This is a genomic window from Mycolicibacterium neworleansense (genome assembly GCF_001245615.1).
Classification (GTDB): domain Bacteria; phylum Actinomycetota; class Actinomycetes; order Mycobacteriales; family Mycobacteriaceae; genus Mycobacterium; species Mycobacterium neworleansense.
In genome coordinates, this window is the sequence record NZ_CWKH01000001.1 from 1,076,806 (window position 1) to 1,093,519 (window position 16,714).

Consider the following 16,714-nt stretch of genomic DNA (forward strand, 5'->3'; position numbering starts at 1 on the left):
GTCTTGCGTGAGGTTGCGCGACAAACTTGAGGTATGAACGATCCGTTCGACCTGCGAAGGTTCGTCGACGCCCAGGCCGGGGTGTACGCCGAGGTGTGCAACGAGTTGCGCGACGGCCGCAAGCGCAGCCACTGGATCTGGTTCATCTTTCCGCAGCTGCGCGGGTTGGGTCACAGTACGACCGCCGATCACTTCGGCATCGCGTCGCGCCGGGAGGCGCGCGCCTACCTGGCCCACCCCACGCTGCGGCAGCGGCTGCGGGAATGCGCGCGGTTGGTGGCCCAGATCGAGGGACGGACGGCCGAGCAGATCTTCGGATGGCCCGACTGCCTCAAGGTGCGCTCGTCGATGACACTGTTCGCCGCCGTCGCCGATCCTGCCGAGCAAGCCGAATTCCAAGCCGTGCTGGACAAGCTCTACGACGGGCAGCCCGATCCGCGGACCCTGGAAATGCTCAGTGCGGCAGGATGATCAACCATCCGTGCGGAGGAACCACCGTTCGGCTGATGTTGTCTTGGGGCGGTGCGCCCGATCCGGCGACCACCTGTCCCGAGGGCACCCCGAGATCGGCCAACGACACCGGCAGCGGGGCGTCGTCGATGTTGAGCGCGACGATCAGCGACTCGGCACCGGCGCCGGTCCGGTAGACGTACTGCGTGTTGGTCAGCAGCAGCGGTGAGGTCCTCGCGGTGTGCAGCCACGGATGCCGGCGGCGCAGCCCGATCAGATATTGATGCAGTCGCAGGGCATCGGAATCTTCTGGCGCAGTGTTGAATTCCGGCCGCACCGCGTCGTCGCCGCCGCGGCGTTCCTCTTTGACCCCGAGGTAGGCCGACTCGTCGCCGGCATAGATGCTCGGGGTGCCACCGGTGGTCAGCAGCAGAACCAGCGCGTGCTCGAGGTGGGCGAGATTGCGCAGCTGGCTCGCGATGCGGGTGACATCGTGGTTGCCCACGAAGGTCAGCGGTACGAATGTCTCGAGAAAGTCGTTGTGCCGCTTGAGCGCCCAGTCCAGCTCGTGGAAGTTGCCGTCGTTGAGGCTGCTCCAGATCGCCTTCCACAGCTCGTACTGGGTCACCGAGTCGAAGGTGGCGGCGCGGACCGTCGCGGTGTAGTCGCCGTGGATCACCTCGCCGACGAACCAGGCGTCGGGGAACTCCTGACGTATCGACGGCAGCACCTGTGCCCAGAACCGGTCGGGCACGGCGTAGGCGGCGTCGAGGCGCCACCCGTCGGCGCCACGGCTCAACCAGTGCCGCAGCACCGTGGCGGTGTAATCCACGACGGCTGGCTCGTCGTGGTTGAGCGCGATGAGCTCACCGTGCCCTTCGAACGTGTCGAATTGAGATGCGTTGCCGCGCCGCCGAAACCACTTCGAGGCGGGGTGGTCAGGCCCGCCGTCGAGCGCCTGCCGGTACTCGGAGAAGTCGGTGCCCACATGGTTGAACACGCCGTCGAGCAGGATGCGTAGCCCGCGTCGGCGGGCCTCGGTGACCAGGTGGTCGAAGTCGTCGTCGTCACCGAGGCGCGGGTCGATGCGGAAGTGGTCGGTGGTGTCGTAGCCGTGGGTGCGTGACGCGAAGATCGGGCCGAGGGCGATGCCGGAGGCCCCGAGTTGCACAGCGTGATCGAGCCAGCCGACGACCCGGCGCAGCCGGTGTTCGTCGGTGGTCGGTGGCCGGTCGGCGGGAAAGGCGCCGACGAAACCCAGTGGATAGATCTGCCACCAGATGGCATGTGCCACCCAGCCGGGCTCAGACACGAAACTTCGCCGCGTACAGGTCTTTCATGGTCTCGGCCAGCTCCTGCGCCGGTCCGTCCACGTCGACGCCGGGGGCCACCGTGGTAATCGGCAGGGGAGCCACCGGCGGGGCCGGCACGCCCCACTCAGACAACCAGCCACTGAGCTGCGCCGAGGAGGTGGCGTAGACGATCCGGCCCAGACCCACCCAGGCGTGCGCGGCAGAGCACATCGGACAGTGCTCGCCGGAGGTGTACACCGTGGCGCGGGCCCGGTCCTGCGGGCTCAGGTGCTCGACGGCCCAACGGGCGATGGCGAATTCGGGATGCTGGGTGGCGTCCCCGTCCTTGACCCTGTTGCGGTCGCTGAACACCGTCGTACCGGCCTGGTCGACGAGTATCGATCCGAACGGTTCGTCGCCGCCGTCAAGAGCTTCGCGGGCCAACTCGACACATTTGCGCAGCTGATCGAGGTCGTCTTCGGTGATGGCCACGGAGGCGAGTTTACGCCCGTGCCGGCCTCGGCAGGTTCAGTCGCCGCTGCAACAGGGATGTGCCGCCACGTCGAGGCGGCAGGCGCAGGAGGCCTGGACCGCGACGTCGGCGCGGGCCAGCGCCAACTCGAGTTGCTGCCCGATGATGACCGCTTCGGCGTCGCGGCCCAATCGGCGAAGGCACTCGTGGTAGCCGTGCAGGCTCCACACGTTGTTCGGATGGTGGCTCGACCGGCTCAGCGTGGGGTCCAGGCCCAGATCGGCGGCATACACCCGGGCGGCCTCCTCGACATGACCCTGTTCGAGCAGCAGTGCGCCGTAGGCATGCCGGGTCGGCTGCATCCACCCCCAGGGTTCGTCGTAGGGCAGCGCGTCATCGAGTTCGATGGCCCGGCGCAGATGAGCGAATGCCGTGTCGTAATCGCCTTCCCGGTAGGCGATCTCACCGTTCAGCATCTGTTCGGCGATGGCCAGGATGTCCAGGCTGGTGTTGTTGAACAGGTAGCGCGTCTCGGGGATGCGCCGGTAGGCGGCCAGGAACTTCTCCTGCTCGGCGCGGGCGTGCGCCACCTGCCCCGTGGCGGCGTATGCGACACCTCGGCCGTAGTGGATCGTCGCGGTGGTGGTGCAGTACAGCTCGGGATCGGCGGGCAGCTCCTCGGCGATCAGGTCGTCCCAGCGGCCGAACCGCACCAGCACGTGCACCCGCAGCGGAACGAACGCCTCCAGCCAGTCGGCCATCGGCGGTGAGGGGACCGAGAGCACCTCGGGGGTCAGTTGGGCGGCCAGCTCCTCGGCGGCGGCCAGCGCGATCTGCGAACTGCCCTCGAACATCGCCGAATACACGACGAAATGCAGGTCATGCGCCCGGTAGAGCGAATAGAAGTTGAGTGCGCCCTCGCGCTCGACGAACTTCCGGTCAGCATGTACCGCAGCTAGATTGGCCGTCACCGAGTTGCGGTAATCGCCGCACAGGACGTCGATGTGGCTGGCCATGTGCTGCAGGTGCCCGGCGTCTGGGACCAGTCCGCGCAACAGATCGGCAGCGGGCAGTGCCGCCTGCGGCGTCGTCGACATCTCCATCGCGTGGATGTACAGGTGCAGGACCCCGGGGTGCTGCCGGCCGGCAACGGTGGCCAGGGCCGCGTCGAGGATCCGTTTCGCTTCGACCACACGCGATCCCGGCGCGGGCTCCCCGGTGCGGCCGTCCCACAACGCCCACGCGGTCACGTTGAGCAGGGCATCGGCGGCCAGGGTCTGCACGTCGATGTCGTCGGGGTAGGCCGCCGCCAGCGCCGTCATCGCGTCGGCGTAGGCGGCGTGCCCGGCGGTCAGGGATTCGGCGTCCTCGGGGTCGGCGGTCGGAAAACGCTTGCGCAGAGCGGATATCAGGTCGCGTTCCACTGTCGAGGCACGGCCTGCGGTGGCACGTTCGAGCTCGGTCCGGGCCCGGGCCAGCGACGTGCTCAGATCGGCCGGGTCGAATGCGTCCCACGCCTTGTTGTAATTCGGGCCGACGGCGTAGGCGACACCCCAGCGGGCCAGCGCGAAATCGGGGTCGAGCTCCAGCGCACGCTCGAAGCACCGGACCGCCTCCTCGTGGTTGAACGCATATGACCAGACCATGCCGCGGTCGAACCAGGTCTGCGCCGGCGGTGAGGGGGTGTCCGTCGGCCGGTGGTAGCTCCCGAGCTGGTAATAGGGTTCGGCCTGAGCGGGATCGGTCACGGTGCTGACGTTAGTGGCTGAACCGCACTCGGGGTAGCTCGACAGCGGTGCACACAACATGTTCTAGTGCTGGCATGGCGGGTTACACCTATGTCGAGGGTCTCAGCTCTGCAGATGTGCAGCGTCTGCGGGAGGTGTGGTCGCCGCTGGCCGACTCGGTGCGGGAGCTGATCGAAGCGAGCATTCGTTCGGAGGTCGACGCGGACGAGGTCGCCGCGGTGCGGGCCCAGATCGACGACGCGACAGCGCGGTTGCGGGCCAAGCAGATCGACGGCCCGTTCGGGGTGCGCTTCACCTCTGACGGGGACCGGATGCCGTGGGGCAACCCGGCGATCGGTATCCGCAATCCGATCGCGCCGCCGCTGGTGATGGTGAAGGACGCGGACGGCGGCGTCCACACCGACTTTCACCTGGGCGCCCCGTACGAGGGGCCGCCCGGCCACGTGCACGGCGGCATGGTCGCCATGGTGCTGGATCACGTGTTGGGGGAGGTGGCTGCCAGCGACTCGGATCGCCCGCGGTTCACCGGCACCCTGACCATTCGCTACCTGCGGGCGACGCCGCTGGGTGACCTGCATGCCGAGGGGCGTATCACCCGCACCGACGGAATCAAAGCGTTTGCCTCTGGCCACGTTTCAGATGCCGATGGAATCACCGCCGAGGCCGAAGGGGTCTTCATCCTGCCGAAATGGGCGCGCGCCTGAGCTAGCGCGAGTCGCCTGCCGGCTCCACCCGATCGATCGCGATCTCTTCCAGGCTGCGGGTGATCGTGGTCAGTTCGCCGATCAGGATGCGGGCCGCACCGTTGTCGGCGGACAGAGTCGAGGCGACGTTGTGCACGCGGCGCAGCGCGGTCGACAGCTCGGCGGTGTCGAGACTCCACGGAACGGCCGGACTTGGCGGCGCCCCACGCAGCGCCTCCACGTAATCGTCCACCGCGGCGATGAACTCGCCGTGCAGGGCCGAGGACGGATGGGTCGGCAGGCTGTTCTCCAGCGTGGTGCAGGCACTGGTCACCGAGTTCAGCGCGGTGCGGTAGGACCGTAGCCACCGCCGCAGGACAGGGGGGTCCAGGCTGGTGGCGCCCCAGGCGGCCTCGAACGCGGCCCGCGCGCGGAACGCCCGCTGCCAGGCCGCCGACAGGATCTCGGCCGGGTGGTCGACCTCGTGCACGAATGCCTTGATCACCAGCGCGGCGTAGTCGATCTCGGTCATCAGCAGCTCCCCGGCGCGCTGGCGCAGCCGGATCATCGCGTGGTCGGGCAGCGCCACGTGGGCCATCACGGCCAGGGCGCCGCCGATCATCACGGCGAACAGCCGGTCGGCGTTGCCGGACCAGGGCTCCGACGCGCTCACCCCGACGGCGAACATGACGATCGTGCCCACCGCCGCGCCGATCGCGAGGTACCCGAATTGCGCGACGCCGTAGGCCAGTCCGACGAACACCAGCGCGCACACCGCGGAGCCGATCGGTCCGGGCTGCCAGACCAGCGTGATGATCGAGCCGACGACGATGCCCGCCCCCAGGCCGGCCATGCGCCCGGCGCAACGGGTGTAGGTGTGTGCCGTTTCCGGCCGGAGCACCACCACGACGGCCAGCGGCATCCAGTAGCCGTGCTCAAGTCCGCTGTAGCGGGCGGCCGCGACGGCCAGTGCTGTCGTCACCGAGAGCCGGATCGCGTGGCGCAGGATCGGCGAGGTCCAGGTCAGGTGGGAGCGGACCACGGCCGGTGCCGAGGACAGCGAGCCGATCAGGTCGGGCCGGTGCAGCTGACCGAACCGCAGGACCGCGGCCTCGCGCAGTTGTTCGCAGAATCGTTGTGCCAGCGCCGCTTCGGGCCCGGTCACGGCGGCCGCGGCAGTGTGGACGCGCACCAGGGCATGTTCGGCGTCCCGGCGCGCGGTGTGCCCGTGATCGGCGATGGCGTCGAGCAGTACCGCCGCGGCGGTCAGCAATTGCGGCAGCCCGTCGGCAGCCCCGTCCGCGGCGGATTCGTCGGCGGACTTCTCGCGGTCGGCGGTGGCATGCAGTGAGGCCAGGGTGCCGGCGAGGCGTTCGGGCAGCCGGTATCCACCGTGGTAGGCCCGCGGCCGCTGGCTCACCTGGCTGTCGGCGAACACTTCACGCAGCCAGGTCAGCGGTGCGTCGTCGACATCGGCAGCGCTGTTGGCCGCGACGTTGCGGGAATCGGTGGCCAGGGAGCGGTAGGCCCGGGTGAGTCCGTCACGCTGGGCACGCCAGCGCCGCGGTGGCCAGACCGCGATGAGCACCGCCTGCACCACACCGGCGATGACGACCAGGGTCGGGGCCAGCAGGGTCTGGCCGAGGGTCGGTGCGACCGGTGGTGCCAGCACCAGCAGGGCACTGGCAGCCGAGGCGACCAGGCCGGCGTTGGCCCCCAGCGACCACTGCATGCCCGCGGCGAAGCACCACAACGCCACCGCGGCGATGAATACCGGGCTGTGCCCGCCGGCGAGAGTTCCGAGCAGCACGGCGATGGCCAGTTCGACGGAGCCGGTGACCACCAGGGGGACCCGTCCGCCGGGGCTGCGCTGCAGCGCGATCGCGCCGGCGATGACGCCGCCGCCCAGTGTCCACATCGCGGTCGCGCCGGAGCCGAACGCCAGGGCGATGGCCGTCACCGCCAGGACGCCGATCAGGCTGCGGGTCACCGCGCCGGCGTCGGGGGTGCTCAGCCGAAGCGCGTCGGCTGCCTGTCCGCCCGTGTGCACCCCACCATTCTCACTCGGAGCGGGCCGCATGTGTGCCAACCGTCCCGCGTGGCGCGGATCGGTGCGCCGGTAGGTTCTTCGACCGTGGAGAAAGTCATCGTTCTACTGCGCGCCCCGCAATCGGACCAGCAGTGGTGTGAGCGGCTGCGCACCCGCATCGCCGACGAGTTGCTGGCGCTCGGGCTGCCGGGCCTGACGGTCAATGTCCGTGACGATGAGGTGCGCGAGTCGTTGATGACGTTGACGACGCTGGACCCGCCGGTGGTCGCCGTCGTCAGCCTGTGGGTGCAGCAATATTACGGCGAACAGGTTAGGCAGGCGTTGGAAGTGCTTGCCGCCGAATGTGATTCGCTTGCCGCATATCTAGTGACCGAATCGGTTCCGTTGCCCGGGCCGCAGGCCGGGCCGGGGGAGCGGACCGACGGCCTGGCCAACATCGCGCTGCTGCGTCGGCCCGCCGATCTCGACGAGGCCACCTGGCTGCACCGCTGGCACCTCGACCACACCTCGGTGGCGATCGAAACCCAGGACACGTTCGGCTACACCCAGAACACCGTCGTCCGTGCCCTGACCGAGGGTGCGCCGCAGATCGACGGGATCGTGGAGGAGTTGTTCCGCCAGGCGGCGGTGTCGGATCTGCATGCGTTCTTCGGTGCGGCCGATGATGACGATCTGGCCGATCGCATGCGCCGAATGGTCGCCAGTACCGACGCGTTCGGCGCCAGCAGCAACATCGACACCGTGCCGACCAGTCGCTACGTCTACTCGAGTCCGTTCGGTGCACCCGGGCGGGGATAGTGGAACGTGTTCTAGTTAGGCTGCAGCGGTCACGGCGCGCACGCGAGGAGTGAGAGATGACCCTGCTGATCGAGGACAACAACCGGGTTCGCACGCTGACCCTCAACCGTCCGGACGCGCTGAACGCGTTCAACGAGGCGTTGTACGACGCGACGACCGTCGCCCTGCGTGCGGCCGCCGAGGATCCCGACGTCGCAGTGGTGCTGTTGACCGGGGCCGGCCGGGGATTCAGCGCGGGCAACGACCTCGTCGAGATGCAGGAGCGCATCACCAACCCGGAATCCACCCCGGGTGAGCACGGGTTCTACGGGATGCTCGAAGTGCTCGCGGATTTCCCGAAGCCGTTGATCTGTGCGGTCAACGGGGTCGGCGTGGGCATCGGTGCGACCATCCTCGGCTTCGCAGACCTGGCGTTCATGTCGTCCTCGGCGCGCTTGAAGTGTCCGTTCACCAGCCTGGGCGTGGCGCCCGAGGCGGCCTCGTCCTACCTGATGCCCCGGCTGCTGGGTAGGCAGAATGCCGCCTGGCTGCTGATGTCCTCGGAGTGGGTGGACGCGACCGAGGCCCAACAGATGGGTCTGGTGTGGAAGGTCTGCGAGCCCGATGATCTGCTGGCCGAGGCTCGCCGGCATGCCGAAATCCTGGCGGCCAAGCCGATTTCGAGCCTCGTCGCCGTCAAGCAGGCCATGGTGGCCCCGATCCGCGATGCGATCTCGGCGGCCGTGGAGCGGGAGAAGGCGCTGTTCGTCGAACTGGTGGGTGCGGCGGCCAATGTCGACGCGCTGGCCCAGTTCGCCGACCGCAAGCGCTAGCGGGTGGCCCGGGACGGGCAACCGTTGAACTGGGTTGGGCAGCCCTCAGCTGCCTGGTGGGCGGCGATGATGGCGCGGATCGTGCGCCGGCAACGTCCACAATCGGCACCCGCCCCGCAGGCCTCGGCCACCTCTTTGGAGGTGGTGGCGCCGGACTCGACGATCTCGTTGACGACCTGACTGGTCGCCCCGGTACACAGGCAGACGAACATCAGTCGTCCTGCTCGTCGACGTTCATGATGTGGGCCAACTTGCCGACGAACAGGCTGGGGTACGCGCCGAATCCGGCCGTGGCCATCCACTCGGCGGCCGCGTCGGGGTGGTCGATCCACTGCCGGGCGCTGACCTCGTCGGAGACCTCCTGCAGGATCATCACTTCCTGGCCGTCGTCGAGCGCCTGATAGACCCAGATCTTGCGGATGCCGCTCTGCTCGAAGCGGTCGAGACCGTCGTGCACCTTGCGCATCAGGGTCGGCACGTCGTCGACGGTGGCCACGGCGCCCACGACCACCCCGGCCACATGCCCCTCCGGGGACGGCTCGGTCAGATCGATCTTCTCCACCACTTCGCCACCGAATATCGGTGGAATATCTTCGACGCCGGAAATATCGAACCATTCGAAAATCGCCGGCGACCGCAGCACGTCGCGGATGGACCGGGCGTGCCGGATACCGATCGTCACCAATACGCGGCCGGGTTCCCAAATTGATTTATACAGCACCACATGATGGGCGCCGATCGACAATAGGCCGGACCGGTGTTTCTTCATCCATTTCCACATTTGATCGACATCGTCGACGCGGAAATCGCAAGAAAGGATGAGCGAGTGCAAATCGTACTCACTCATTTGTTACCGGCCTTTCTTTCGCGGTGCGGCAAGAGATTAGCGCAGTCTAACCTTAGTTAGGACAGCCAGTCCACTCTTCGTGGCCACGCCTCGGTCCGGTTGGGTCGGCCGGTCCGACAAGTCCCAAGAACACGCCGAATTGGCTGAGAACCATTGCGCCGCGGCGTGCTTTCTGGACTAGATTGGATGTGCACGGCAAACGGCAACACTTGACCAGCCCTCAAGGTGCTTAGGAGTGACGATGCAAGGCGATCCCGATGTGCTGAAATTGCTCAACGAGCAATTGACCAGCGAACTCACCGCAATTAACCAATATTTCCTGCACTCGAAAATGCAGGACAATTGGGGATTCACCGAATTGGCGGAACACACCCGCGCCGAGTCTTTCGAGGAGATGCGGCACGCGGAGACCATCACCGACCGAATCCTGCTCTTGGACGGTCTGCCCAACTATCAGCGGCTTTTCTCGCTGCGCGTCGGCCAGACGCTGCGTGAACAGTTCGAGGCCGACCTGGCGATCGAGTACGAGGTGGTGGCCCGGCTCAAGCCCGGCATCATCATGTGCCGGGAAAAGCAGGACGCGACTTCCGCGGGGATCCTGGAGACCATCCTGGCCGACGAGGAAGGCCACATCGACTACCTGGAGACCCAGCTCGAGCTCATGGAGAAGCTCGGCGACGCGCTCTACGCCGCGCAGTGCGTCTCTCGGCCGCCGCAATAAGCACCTGCCGTTTCGGTTCGAACCGCCCTGGGTAGCCGGTGATCGCCGGTCGCCCGGGGCGGTTTCGTTTGCGCTGTAACTTTCATAGCTTGTCTAACGATACTCATGGTTGAACTGGCAGGCAGGTGAAAGGAAGTCATGTCGAGCCCATCAACCACCGTCGAGCAGCCGTCGGGCGGGGCGCTGTTGAGCGTGCGCAGGCGCAACCTGGTGTTCGTCGCAGTCCTGCTCGGCATGCTGCTCGCATCGCTCAACCAGACCATCGTCGCCACCGCCCTTCCGACTGTCGTGGCCGACCTCGGTGGTGCCGGGCATCAGGCATGGGTGGTCACCAGTTACCTGCTCGCCTCGACCGTCGTCACCGCCGTCGTCGGCAAGGTCGGCGACATCTTCGGCCGCAAAGCCGTGTACCAGGCAGCGGTCCTGTGTTTTCTCGCCGGATCGGTGCTCAGCGGCTTGTCCGGGTCCATGGCCATGCTGGTGGCCGCGCGCGCACTTCAGGGGATCGGCGGCGGCGCGATCATGGTCACCTCGTCCGCACTGATCGCCGAGGTGATCCCGCTGCGCGACCGCGGGCGCTATCAGGGGGCGCTCGGCGCGGTATTCGGTGTCACGACCGTGGCCGGCCCGCTGCTCGGTGGTTTCGTCACCGACCACCTCGGTTGGCGGTGGGCGTTCTGGCTCAGCATTCCGGTGGGCGTCGTCGTTCTTCTGGTCTCGGCCGCCACGATTCCGGCGCTGACTTCTCGTGCGGCCCGCCCGGTGATCGACTACGCGGGCATCTTCTGGGTCGGGATCGGCGCGTCCGGTCTCACGCTGGCCACCAGCCTCGGCGGCGAGTTGGCCTGGACCTCGCCGACCATCGTCGGACTGGTGATCGCGTCGGTCCTGGCGCTGGCGATGTTCGTCCGGGCCGAAACCCGGGCGGCCGAACCGATTCTGCCGATGCGCCTGTTCCGGAATCCGGTCTTCACCATGTGCTGTGTGCTGTCGCTGGTGGTCGGGTTCGCCATGCTCGGCGCGCTGACCTTCATGCCCACCTTCATGCAGTTCGTCGACGGTGTGTCGCCGTCCGAATCCGGATTGCGCACGATGCCGATGGTGATCGGTCTGCTGATCACCTCGACCGTGAGCGGCAGTCTGGTGGGTCGCACCGGTCGCTACAAGATCTATCCGGTCGCCGGTACGGCGATCATGCTCGTCGGCTTCTTGCTGCTGTCGCGGATGAATGCCGCCACCCCGATCCCGCTTCAGTCGCTCTATCTGCTGATCCTGGGCGCCGGCATCGGAATGTGCATGCAGGTGCTCGTGCTCATCGTGCAGAACACCTCGGATTTCACCGATCTCGGTGTGGCGACGTCCGGCGTGACGTTCTTCCGGACCATCGGCAGTTCGTTCGGCGCCGCCATTTTCGGTTCGCTGTTCGCCGGCTTCCTGTCGGACCGGCTGCCGGGTGCGCTCGCAGCCAGCGGTGCCCCGCCGGTGGCCGGGGACTCACCCAAGGCGTTGCACGAGCTCACGCCCGAGGTCGCCGCACCGATCGTCAACGCCTACGCCGATGCGCTGGATCTGGTGTTCCTGTGTGCCGCACCGGTGGCACTGGCCGGCTTGATCGTGGCGTTGTTCCTCAAGGAGGTCCCGCTGGTCGAGGCTGAGGCGACGCTGGCGGCCGACCTCGGCGAAGGCTTCGGCATGCCGAGCGCGGAATCCTCGGATCAGGTTCTGGAGACGGTGGTCAGCCGGCTGATGCGCAGCTCACCGGAGATCCGGCTGCGCAGCGTTGCCGGGAAACCGGGATGCGAGCTGGATGTGGCGGGGCTGTGGGCGCTGCTCAAGATCTACCGGCACGGCCAGATCTTCGGCTCGGCACGGCTGACCGAGATCGCCGACCGGCTCGTCGTGCCGTTCGAAGTGCTCGAGCCGACGTTCAACCGGTTGGTGCAGGACGGCTACGTGTTGCGTACCGGGGACAGTCTGTGGCTGACCCAGAAGGGGGCACGGCAGGTCGACGGCGTGTCCGCGGCGCTGGTGGAGAGGATCGTCGACAAGCTCGGTGAATCGCCGTCCTTCGAGGGCCGCCCGGACCGTGCCCAGGTCGAGGCCGCGCTCGAGCGCATCGCCCACCGGGTGGTGGTGCAACGTGACTGGGGTGACGACGATGCGTCGCAGCTCAGCGCCGCGGGAACGAAAAACTAGAACTTGTTCCAGAATCGTCTCGCGTTGCGTACGATTCGGCCATGAGCCGTATCGGAGAGTTTCCCGACGACGACGTGGCCGGCTGGATCCTCAGGTCCCCTGACATCGGCACCGCCATGGCCAACTACACCAACGCGGTGTACACGAAAGGGCGGCTGCCGCTTCGGGTGCGCGAGCTGGCTCGCATGGTGATCGCGCTCGACAACGAATGCGCGGTGTGCCAGAACACCCGCGACTCCGACGGCGCCGCGGCGGGGGTGGACGAGGATCTCTACGATCACGCCGCCGAGTGGCAGACCTGGCCGGGCTACAGCGCGCAGGAGCGAATCGCCGCCGAGTTCGCCCACCGTTTCGCCACCGGTCACACCGAGCTGCGGGACGACGAGGACTTCTGGGAGCGGGCCGGCGAGCACTTCGATGCCGAGTTGCTCACCGACCTGGCGCTGTCGTGCGCGATGTGGCTGGGGATGGGCCGGATGCTGCGGACGCTCGACATCGGCCAAACCTGCAAGATCACGCTGTAGCGCAGGGCGCCTCGGCGCACAATGAGGTTGTGACAGCTGGATCATCAGGACCGGCGAAACCGCTGGCCGCGGCGGCCATCGCCCAACTGGAATCCGATGGGGTCGCGACGCTGATCGGTACGGTGGTCGGTCCGGCCGGGTTGACGCACGCGAAAACCGTTCCGCTGCGCCGGATGGGGATCTTCGCCGATCCCGGTTTGGGCGCCAGCCCGGTGTTCCACGCGTTCACCATCGACCGGACCGGCATCGCGATGAGTGAGTCCATCGGCGTCGTCGGTGATCAGCGGATCCGTATCGATCTCGGGGCGCTGCGGATACTGGGAGACGGATTCGCCTGGGCCCCAGCAGCTTTCTACAACCAGGACGGGTCCGCGGATCCGTACTGCAGCCGGGGCGTGCTGCAGCGGGTCCAGGACCGGCTCGACGGTGCCGACCTGACCGCACTCGTCGGCCACGAGGTGGAGTTCGTTCTCGTCGGGCCCGACGGGAGCCGGCTGCCTTCGCTGATGTGGGCGCAGTACGGGTTGGCCGGGGTGCTCGAGTTCGAGGGGTTCGTCCGCGATGTCACTGACGCGGCCAACGGATCGGGGGTGGCGATCGAGCAGTTCCACCCCGAATACGGCTCCAACCAGTTCGAGATCTCGCTGGCCCCGTTGCCCCCGGTGGCCGCCGCCGACCAACTGGTGCTCATGCGGATCATCGTGGCCCGGGTGGCCCGGCGACACGGATTGCGGGTGAGCCTGTCTCCGTTGCCGTTTGCCTCCGGGGTCGGTTCGGGTGCCCACCAGCACTTCTCACTGAACCTGGCCGGGGCGCCGACGTTCTCCGGCGGGTCGGGGGCACAGGGAATGACGAAAGAGGGCGAATCGGCTCTGGCCGGTCTGCTCGCGGGGTTGCCTGCCGCCCAGGGCGTACTGTGCGGATCGGTGCTGTCCGGGTTGCGCATGCGACCTGGCTACTGGTCGGGCGCCTACAACTGCTGGGGCACCGAAAACCGGGAAGCCGCCGTACGTTTCCTGATCGGCGGCCCCAGCAACCCGTACGGCGCCAACGTCGAGGTCAAGGTCATCGACCCGTCGGCCAACCCGTACCTGGCCACCGCGACCATTCTCGGACTGGCCGAGTACGGGATCAGTGCGGGGCTGACGCTGGGGCCGGAGGTGCGGGTCGACCCGGACTCGTTGAGCGACGCCCAACGCGCCGAGGACGGGATCGTACTCCTGCCGAACCGGCAGGCCGACAACCTTGCCGCACTGCGCTCCTCGGCGCTGATCCGCGGAATCCTCGGCGATGCGGCGGTGGATGCGGTGCTCGCCGTCCGAGACTATGAGCAGGAGCATTTCGCCGGGCTCGATGCCGAGCAGCTCACCGAGCGGTTCCGGATGGCCTGGAGTTTGTGAGTCCGGTCCGGGCCGGTTTGTCCGTCGTGGCGTTCGGCAATACCGGTGAGATGATCGGAACACTTCGCTCCATCGTCCTGGACTGCCGGGACCCCGCTGCGCTGGCCGCCTTCTACGCCGAGCTCCTCGGCGGAGACGTCACCACCGAGGACGACACCTGGGTGGTCGTGACAGATCCGGCTGGTCGACGGGTGGCGTGCCAGTACTCGCCGGAACACGAGCCCCCGGACTTCCCTGATCCGCAGGGGTCCCAGCAGATCCACCTAGATGTCGAGGTCGACGATCCGGACGCGGCCCAGCGTCGCGTTCTCGCGCTGGGCGCCACGCGCGTGCCCGGTGCCGTCGAGGACAAGGACTTCCGGGTGTTCCGGGATCCGGCCGGCCACCCGTTCTGCCTGGTGTGGGGAATCGACTGAGCGGCTACGCCGTCAGACCAGCCCGGTGGCGTCGAAAACCCACGACATGTCGGCGGTGGCGAAGTTCTCCAACCAGTCCGGTGGGGCGTGGTTGGCCAGGGCGCCCATGTCCCAGTAGTCCTTCCACAGGGTGACCTTGCCGTTCTCGACCCGGTGCACGGTGACGAACTTCAGGACCGCGGATTCGCCGCTGGCCCAATGCCATTCCTCGTGATGTTCGTACATGGCATCGCGGCCGTTGTCCACCAGCAGGCCGGGGAAGTTCTGATAGGAAGCCAGCGGTTCGAGACCGATCTTGAGGCGCTTGACGATGTCCTCGGGTCCCTTGGCGGCCGCGGCCGGGCCCACCGGCATGTCCAGGTAGATGCAGTCGTCCGACAGGAACGTCTTGAGCAGTTCCCAGTCGCGTTCCGACAGCGCCTTCCACATGCCGTGGACGGTTTCTTCGATCGAGACGTCTTCAACGGACACTGGTCAACTCACCATCCTGGGCGGAGATCGAAGGGGTCTGATGTGCGGCCCGCAGGAACTGGCCGGTGCGCTGCTTGCCCACCAGGTCGGTCAGCCGGCCGTCGGCGAACACCGTGCGGCCACCGACGAGCACCGCGGTGACGGTGTCGTCGTTGCGGTTCACCATCCGGGAGAGTCCGCCGTACTGGTCCACGGTCTCCTCGGCGTAGGAGTCGAGGGAGTCGTCGAGACGCTCCGGGTCGATGACCACGACGTCGGCACGGTCGCCGATACGCAGGTGGCCGGCGTCGATCCGGTACCAGTCGGCGAGTTCACCGGTGAGGCGGTGCACGGCCTGCTCGACCGACATGAACGGCGTGCCGGCCCGTTCGGCGTCGCGGACGTGGCGCAGCAGCCGCAGCCCCATGTTGTAGAAGGCCATGTTTCGCAGGTGTGCGCCGGCGTCGGAGAACCCGAGCTGGATACCGGGGTCGCGGGCCAGCTTCTTGAGTACCTCGGGCCGGTGGTTGGAGATGGTGGTGCGCCACCGCAGTGCGGTGCCGTGCTCGAGCACCAGGTCCAAGAAGGCGTCGACCGGGTGTAGCTCACCCCGGTCCTGGCCGACCTCGCCGAACGATTTGCCCACCACGGATGCGTCAGGGCAGGCGACGATCTCGGCGTCGAAGAAGTCCCGGTGCCAGACCCGCACCCCGAACTTGCTGTCGTAGTCCTTGCGGAACTTGCGCCGGTATTCCTCGTCGCGCAGCAGCTCGTTGCGCTCGACCTCCTCGCGCAGGTGCAGAGCTGCTGCGCCGGAACCGAATTCCTCGAACACCACCAGGTCGATACCGTCGGCGTACACCTCGAAGGGCACCGGCAGATGCTGCCACCGGAAGTTCCCGCCGAGCTTGTTCACCAGCCGGGCCACGGGCCCCATGATCATGATCGAGTACGGGTTGGCCTTGATGTCGGCGGCAGAGAGCAGGCTGGTCTTCAGGTTGTTGCGGAACAGCCCGAGTGATTGCGCCAGCTGGGAGACCAGGTTGAGCGGATTCTGGATGTCGGGTCCGGACTGCAGCACTCGGCCGGAGCGGCGCAGCAGCGATTTGAGCCGGCGCAGCTCGTGCGGTTTGGCGTAGGTGGACGGCAGGGTGCGCGACCGGCAGGTGTCCCCGTCGATCTTGTCGAAAAGCAGCTGTTGCGAAGACATTCCGACGAAACCGGCATCCAGGGCCTCCTTGAGCATCTGCTCCATACGGGCCTGCTCGGCAGGGGTCGGCCGCTCGTCGTTGCGGGTGGCGCGGTCGAGCCCCATCACGGCGGTCCGCATGTCGGAATGCCCGATGAAGGCCGCCAGATTGGGGCCAAGGGGCAGCGACTCGAGTGCCGTCACGTATCCGTTGCAGTCGGTCCAGGTCTTGTTGTCGTCCACCGCGCCGATGACGTACTCGCGGGGGATCGCCTCGACCCGGCCGAACAGGTCACCGGCATCGACGCCGCCGACGTGCACGGTGGACAGCGAGCACGAGCCGAGCATCGCGGTGGTGACTCCGTGGCGCAGTGACTCCGACAGTGACGGGCCGCCCAGCACCTCGACGTCGTAGTGCGTGTGGATGTCCAGCATTCCGGGCAGCACCCACTTGCCTGCGGCGTCGATGACCTGGGGGCAACCCGCCTCGTCGAGAGGGTCGGGGGAGATGGAGACCACGTGCCCGTGGCGAATGCCGATGTTGCGCACTGCCGACGGGGCGCCGGTGCCGTCGAACCAGCGGCCGTTGCGGATGATCGTGTCGAAGCTCACTCAGCCATAGAACAGGCCGGTAACGGCAGTGTCAATGAAAATGGTGAACAGATT

17 protein-coding genes are annotated in these 16,714 nt (G+C 67.3%); 9 read left to right on the forward strand and 8 right to left on the reverse strand.

Translation table 11 applies throughout. The annotated features are described in order from the left end of the window. The first annotated feature begins 33 nt into the window (after window positions 1-33). Window positions 34-471, forward strand: coding sequence for a DUF1810 domain-containing protein (locus BN2156_RS05060; RefSeq protein WP_090510922.1), 438 nt, complete (start codon window positions 34-36; stop codon window positions 469-471). Here BN2156_RS05060 and BN2156_RS05065 read toward each other — a convergent pair. Genes BN2156_RS05065 through BN2156_RS05075 form a run of 3 tightly spaced genes read right to left on the reverse strand, consistent with a single transcriptional unit; the run spans window position 455 to window position 4,022 of the window. Further along, on the reverse strand, window positions 455-1,762 hold the full coding sequence (locus BN2156_RS05065; protein WP_090510925.1) for an alpha-amylase family protein: 1,308 nt from the start codon (window positions 1,760-1,762) through the stop codon (window positions 455-457). The two genes, BN2156_RS05060 and BN2156_RS05065, sit on opposite strands and share 17 nt — an antisense overlap. Then, window positions 1,755-2,234 (reverse strand): nucleoside deaminase, encoded by a 480-nt coding sequence (locus BN2156_RS05070; RefSeq protein WP_090510928.1) that lies wholly within the window; start codon window positions 2,232-2,234, stop codon window positions 1,755-1,757. Before BN2156_RS05070 ends, BN2156_RS05065 begins: the two co-directional genes overlap by 8 nt. Window positions 2,235-2,270: 36 nt before the next feature. Next, the gene (locus tag BN2156_RS05075) at window positions 2,271-4,022 is read right to left on the reverse strand and encodes a tetratricopeptide repeat protein (RefSeq protein WP_090510930.1); all 1,752 of its coding nucleotides are present in this window, start codon (window positions 4,020-4,022) and stop codon (window positions 2,271-2,273) included. Window positions 4,023-4,036: 14 nt separating this feature from the next. Here BN2156_RS05075 and BN2156_RS05080 point away from each other — a divergent pair, with 14 nt between their 5' ends. After that, on the forward strand, window positions 4,037-4,666 hold the full coding sequence (locus BN2156_RS05080) for a PaaI family thioesterase (protein ID WP_090510933.1): 630 nt from the start codon (window positions 4,037-4,039) through the stop codon (window positions 4,664-4,666). A 1-nt stretch (window position 4,667) separates the two neighbouring features. On the opposite strand, the gene BN2156_RS05085 is transcribed toward BN2156_RS05080, so the two are convergent. Then, window positions 4,668-6,695: an FUSC family protein gene (locus BN2156_RS05085; RefSeq protein WP_090510934.1), complete on the reverse strand. Its 2,028-nt coding sequence runs from the start codon at window positions 6,693-6,695 to the stop codon at window positions 4,668-4,670. A gap of 84 nt (window positions 6,696-6,779) precedes the next feature. Between BN2156_RS05085 and BN2156_RS05090 the strand changes: the two genes are divergently transcribed. Both BN2156_RS05090 and BN2156_RS05095 read left to right on the forward strand, forming a co-directional pair. Beyond that, window positions 6,780-7,493: an EthD domain-containing protein gene (locus BN2156_RS05090; RefSeq protein WP_090515493.1), complete on the forward strand. Its 714-nt coding sequence runs from the start codon at window positions 6,780-6,782 to the stop codon at window positions 7,491-7,493. A 56-nt stretch (window positions 7,494-7,549) separates the two neighbouring features. Then, a complete protein-coding gene (locus BN2156_RS05095; RefSeq protein ID WP_090510936.1) occupies window positions 7,550-8,305 on the forward strand; it encodes an enoyl-CoA hydratase/isomerase family protein in 756 nt (251 codons plus the stop codon). Here BN2156_RS05095 and BN2156_RS05100 read toward each other — a convergent pair. Both BN2156_RS05100 and BN2156_RS05105 read right to left on the reverse strand, forming a co-directional pair. Further along, window positions 8,302-8,517 carry a (2Fe-2S)-binding protein gene (locus tag BN2156_RS05100; protein WP_003881965.1) on the reverse strand — a complete coding sequence of 72 codons (216 nt, stop codon included), beginning with the start codon at window positions 8,515-8,517 and terminating at the stop codon, window positions 8,302-8,304. The two genes, BN2156_RS05095 and BN2156_RS05100, sit on opposite strands and share 4 nt — an antisense overlap. After that, entirely contained in the window at window positions 8,517-9,152 is a 636-nt protein-coding gene (locus BN2156_RS05105) for a fatty-acid--CoA ligase (RefSeq protein WP_090510938.1), read from the reverse strand. The genes BN2156_RS05100 and BN2156_RS05105 overlap by 1 nt, the downstream gene beginning before the upstream one ends. A gap of 241 nt (window positions 9,153-9,393) precedes the next feature. Here BN2156_RS05105 and bfr point away from each other — a divergent pair, with 241 nt between their 5' ends. The 5 genes from bfr to BN2156_RS05130 all read left to right on the forward strand — a co-directional run bounded on the left by bfr (window position 9,394) and on the right by BN2156_RS05130 (window position 14,409). Further along, on the forward strand, window positions 9,394-9,873 hold the full coding sequence (gene bfr / locus BN2156_RS05110) for a bacterioferritin (RefSeq protein ID WP_090515495.1): 480 nt from the start codon (window positions 9,394-9,396) through the stop codon (window positions 9,871-9,873). A 138-nt stretch (window positions 9,874-10,011) separates the two neighbouring features. Further along, a complete protein-coding gene (locus BN2156_RS05115) occupies window positions 10,012-12,069 on the forward strand; it encodes an MDR family MFS transporter (protein WP_090510941.1) in 2,058 nt (685 codons plus the stop codon). Between the two features lie 41 nt (window positions 12,070-12,110). Then, window positions 12,111-12,593, forward strand: coding sequence for a carboxymuconolactone decarboxylase family protein (locus BN2156_RS05120; RefSeq protein WP_090510943.1), 483 nt, complete (start codon window positions 12,111-12,113; stop codon window positions 12,591-12,593). Window positions 12,594-12,622: 29 nt separating this feature from the next. Beyond that, complete coding sequence (locus tag BN2156_RS05125) at window positions 12,623-13,993, forward strand: type I glutamate--ammonia ligase (protein ID WP_090510945.1); 1,371 nt, start codon at window positions 12,623-12,625, stop codon at window positions 13,991-13,993. A gap of 50 nt (window positions 13,994-14,043) precedes the next feature. Continuing rightward, entirely contained in the window at window positions 14,044-14,409 is a 366-nt protein-coding gene (locus BN2156_RS05130) for a VOC family protein (RefSeq protein ID WP_090515497.1), read from the forward strand. Between the two features lie 12 nt (window positions 14,410-14,421). Here BN2156_RS05130 and BN2156_RS05135 read toward each other — a convergent pair whose 3' ends face one another. Further along, complete coding sequence (locus tag BN2156_RS05135; protein WP_090515499.1) at window positions 14,422-14,838, reverse strand: nuclear transport factor 2 family protein; 417 nt, start codon at window positions 14,836-14,838, stop codon at window positions 14,422-14,424. A 31-nt stretch (window positions 14,839-14,869) separates the two neighbouring features. Beyond that, window positions 14,870-16,660 (reverse strand): N-acyl-D-amino-acid deacylase family protein, encoded by a 1,791-nt coding sequence (locus tag BN2156_RS05140; protein WP_090510948.1) that lies wholly within the window; start codon window positions 16,658-16,660, stop codon window positions 14,870-14,872. Between the last annotated feature and the right edge of the window lie 54 nt (window positions 16,661-16,714).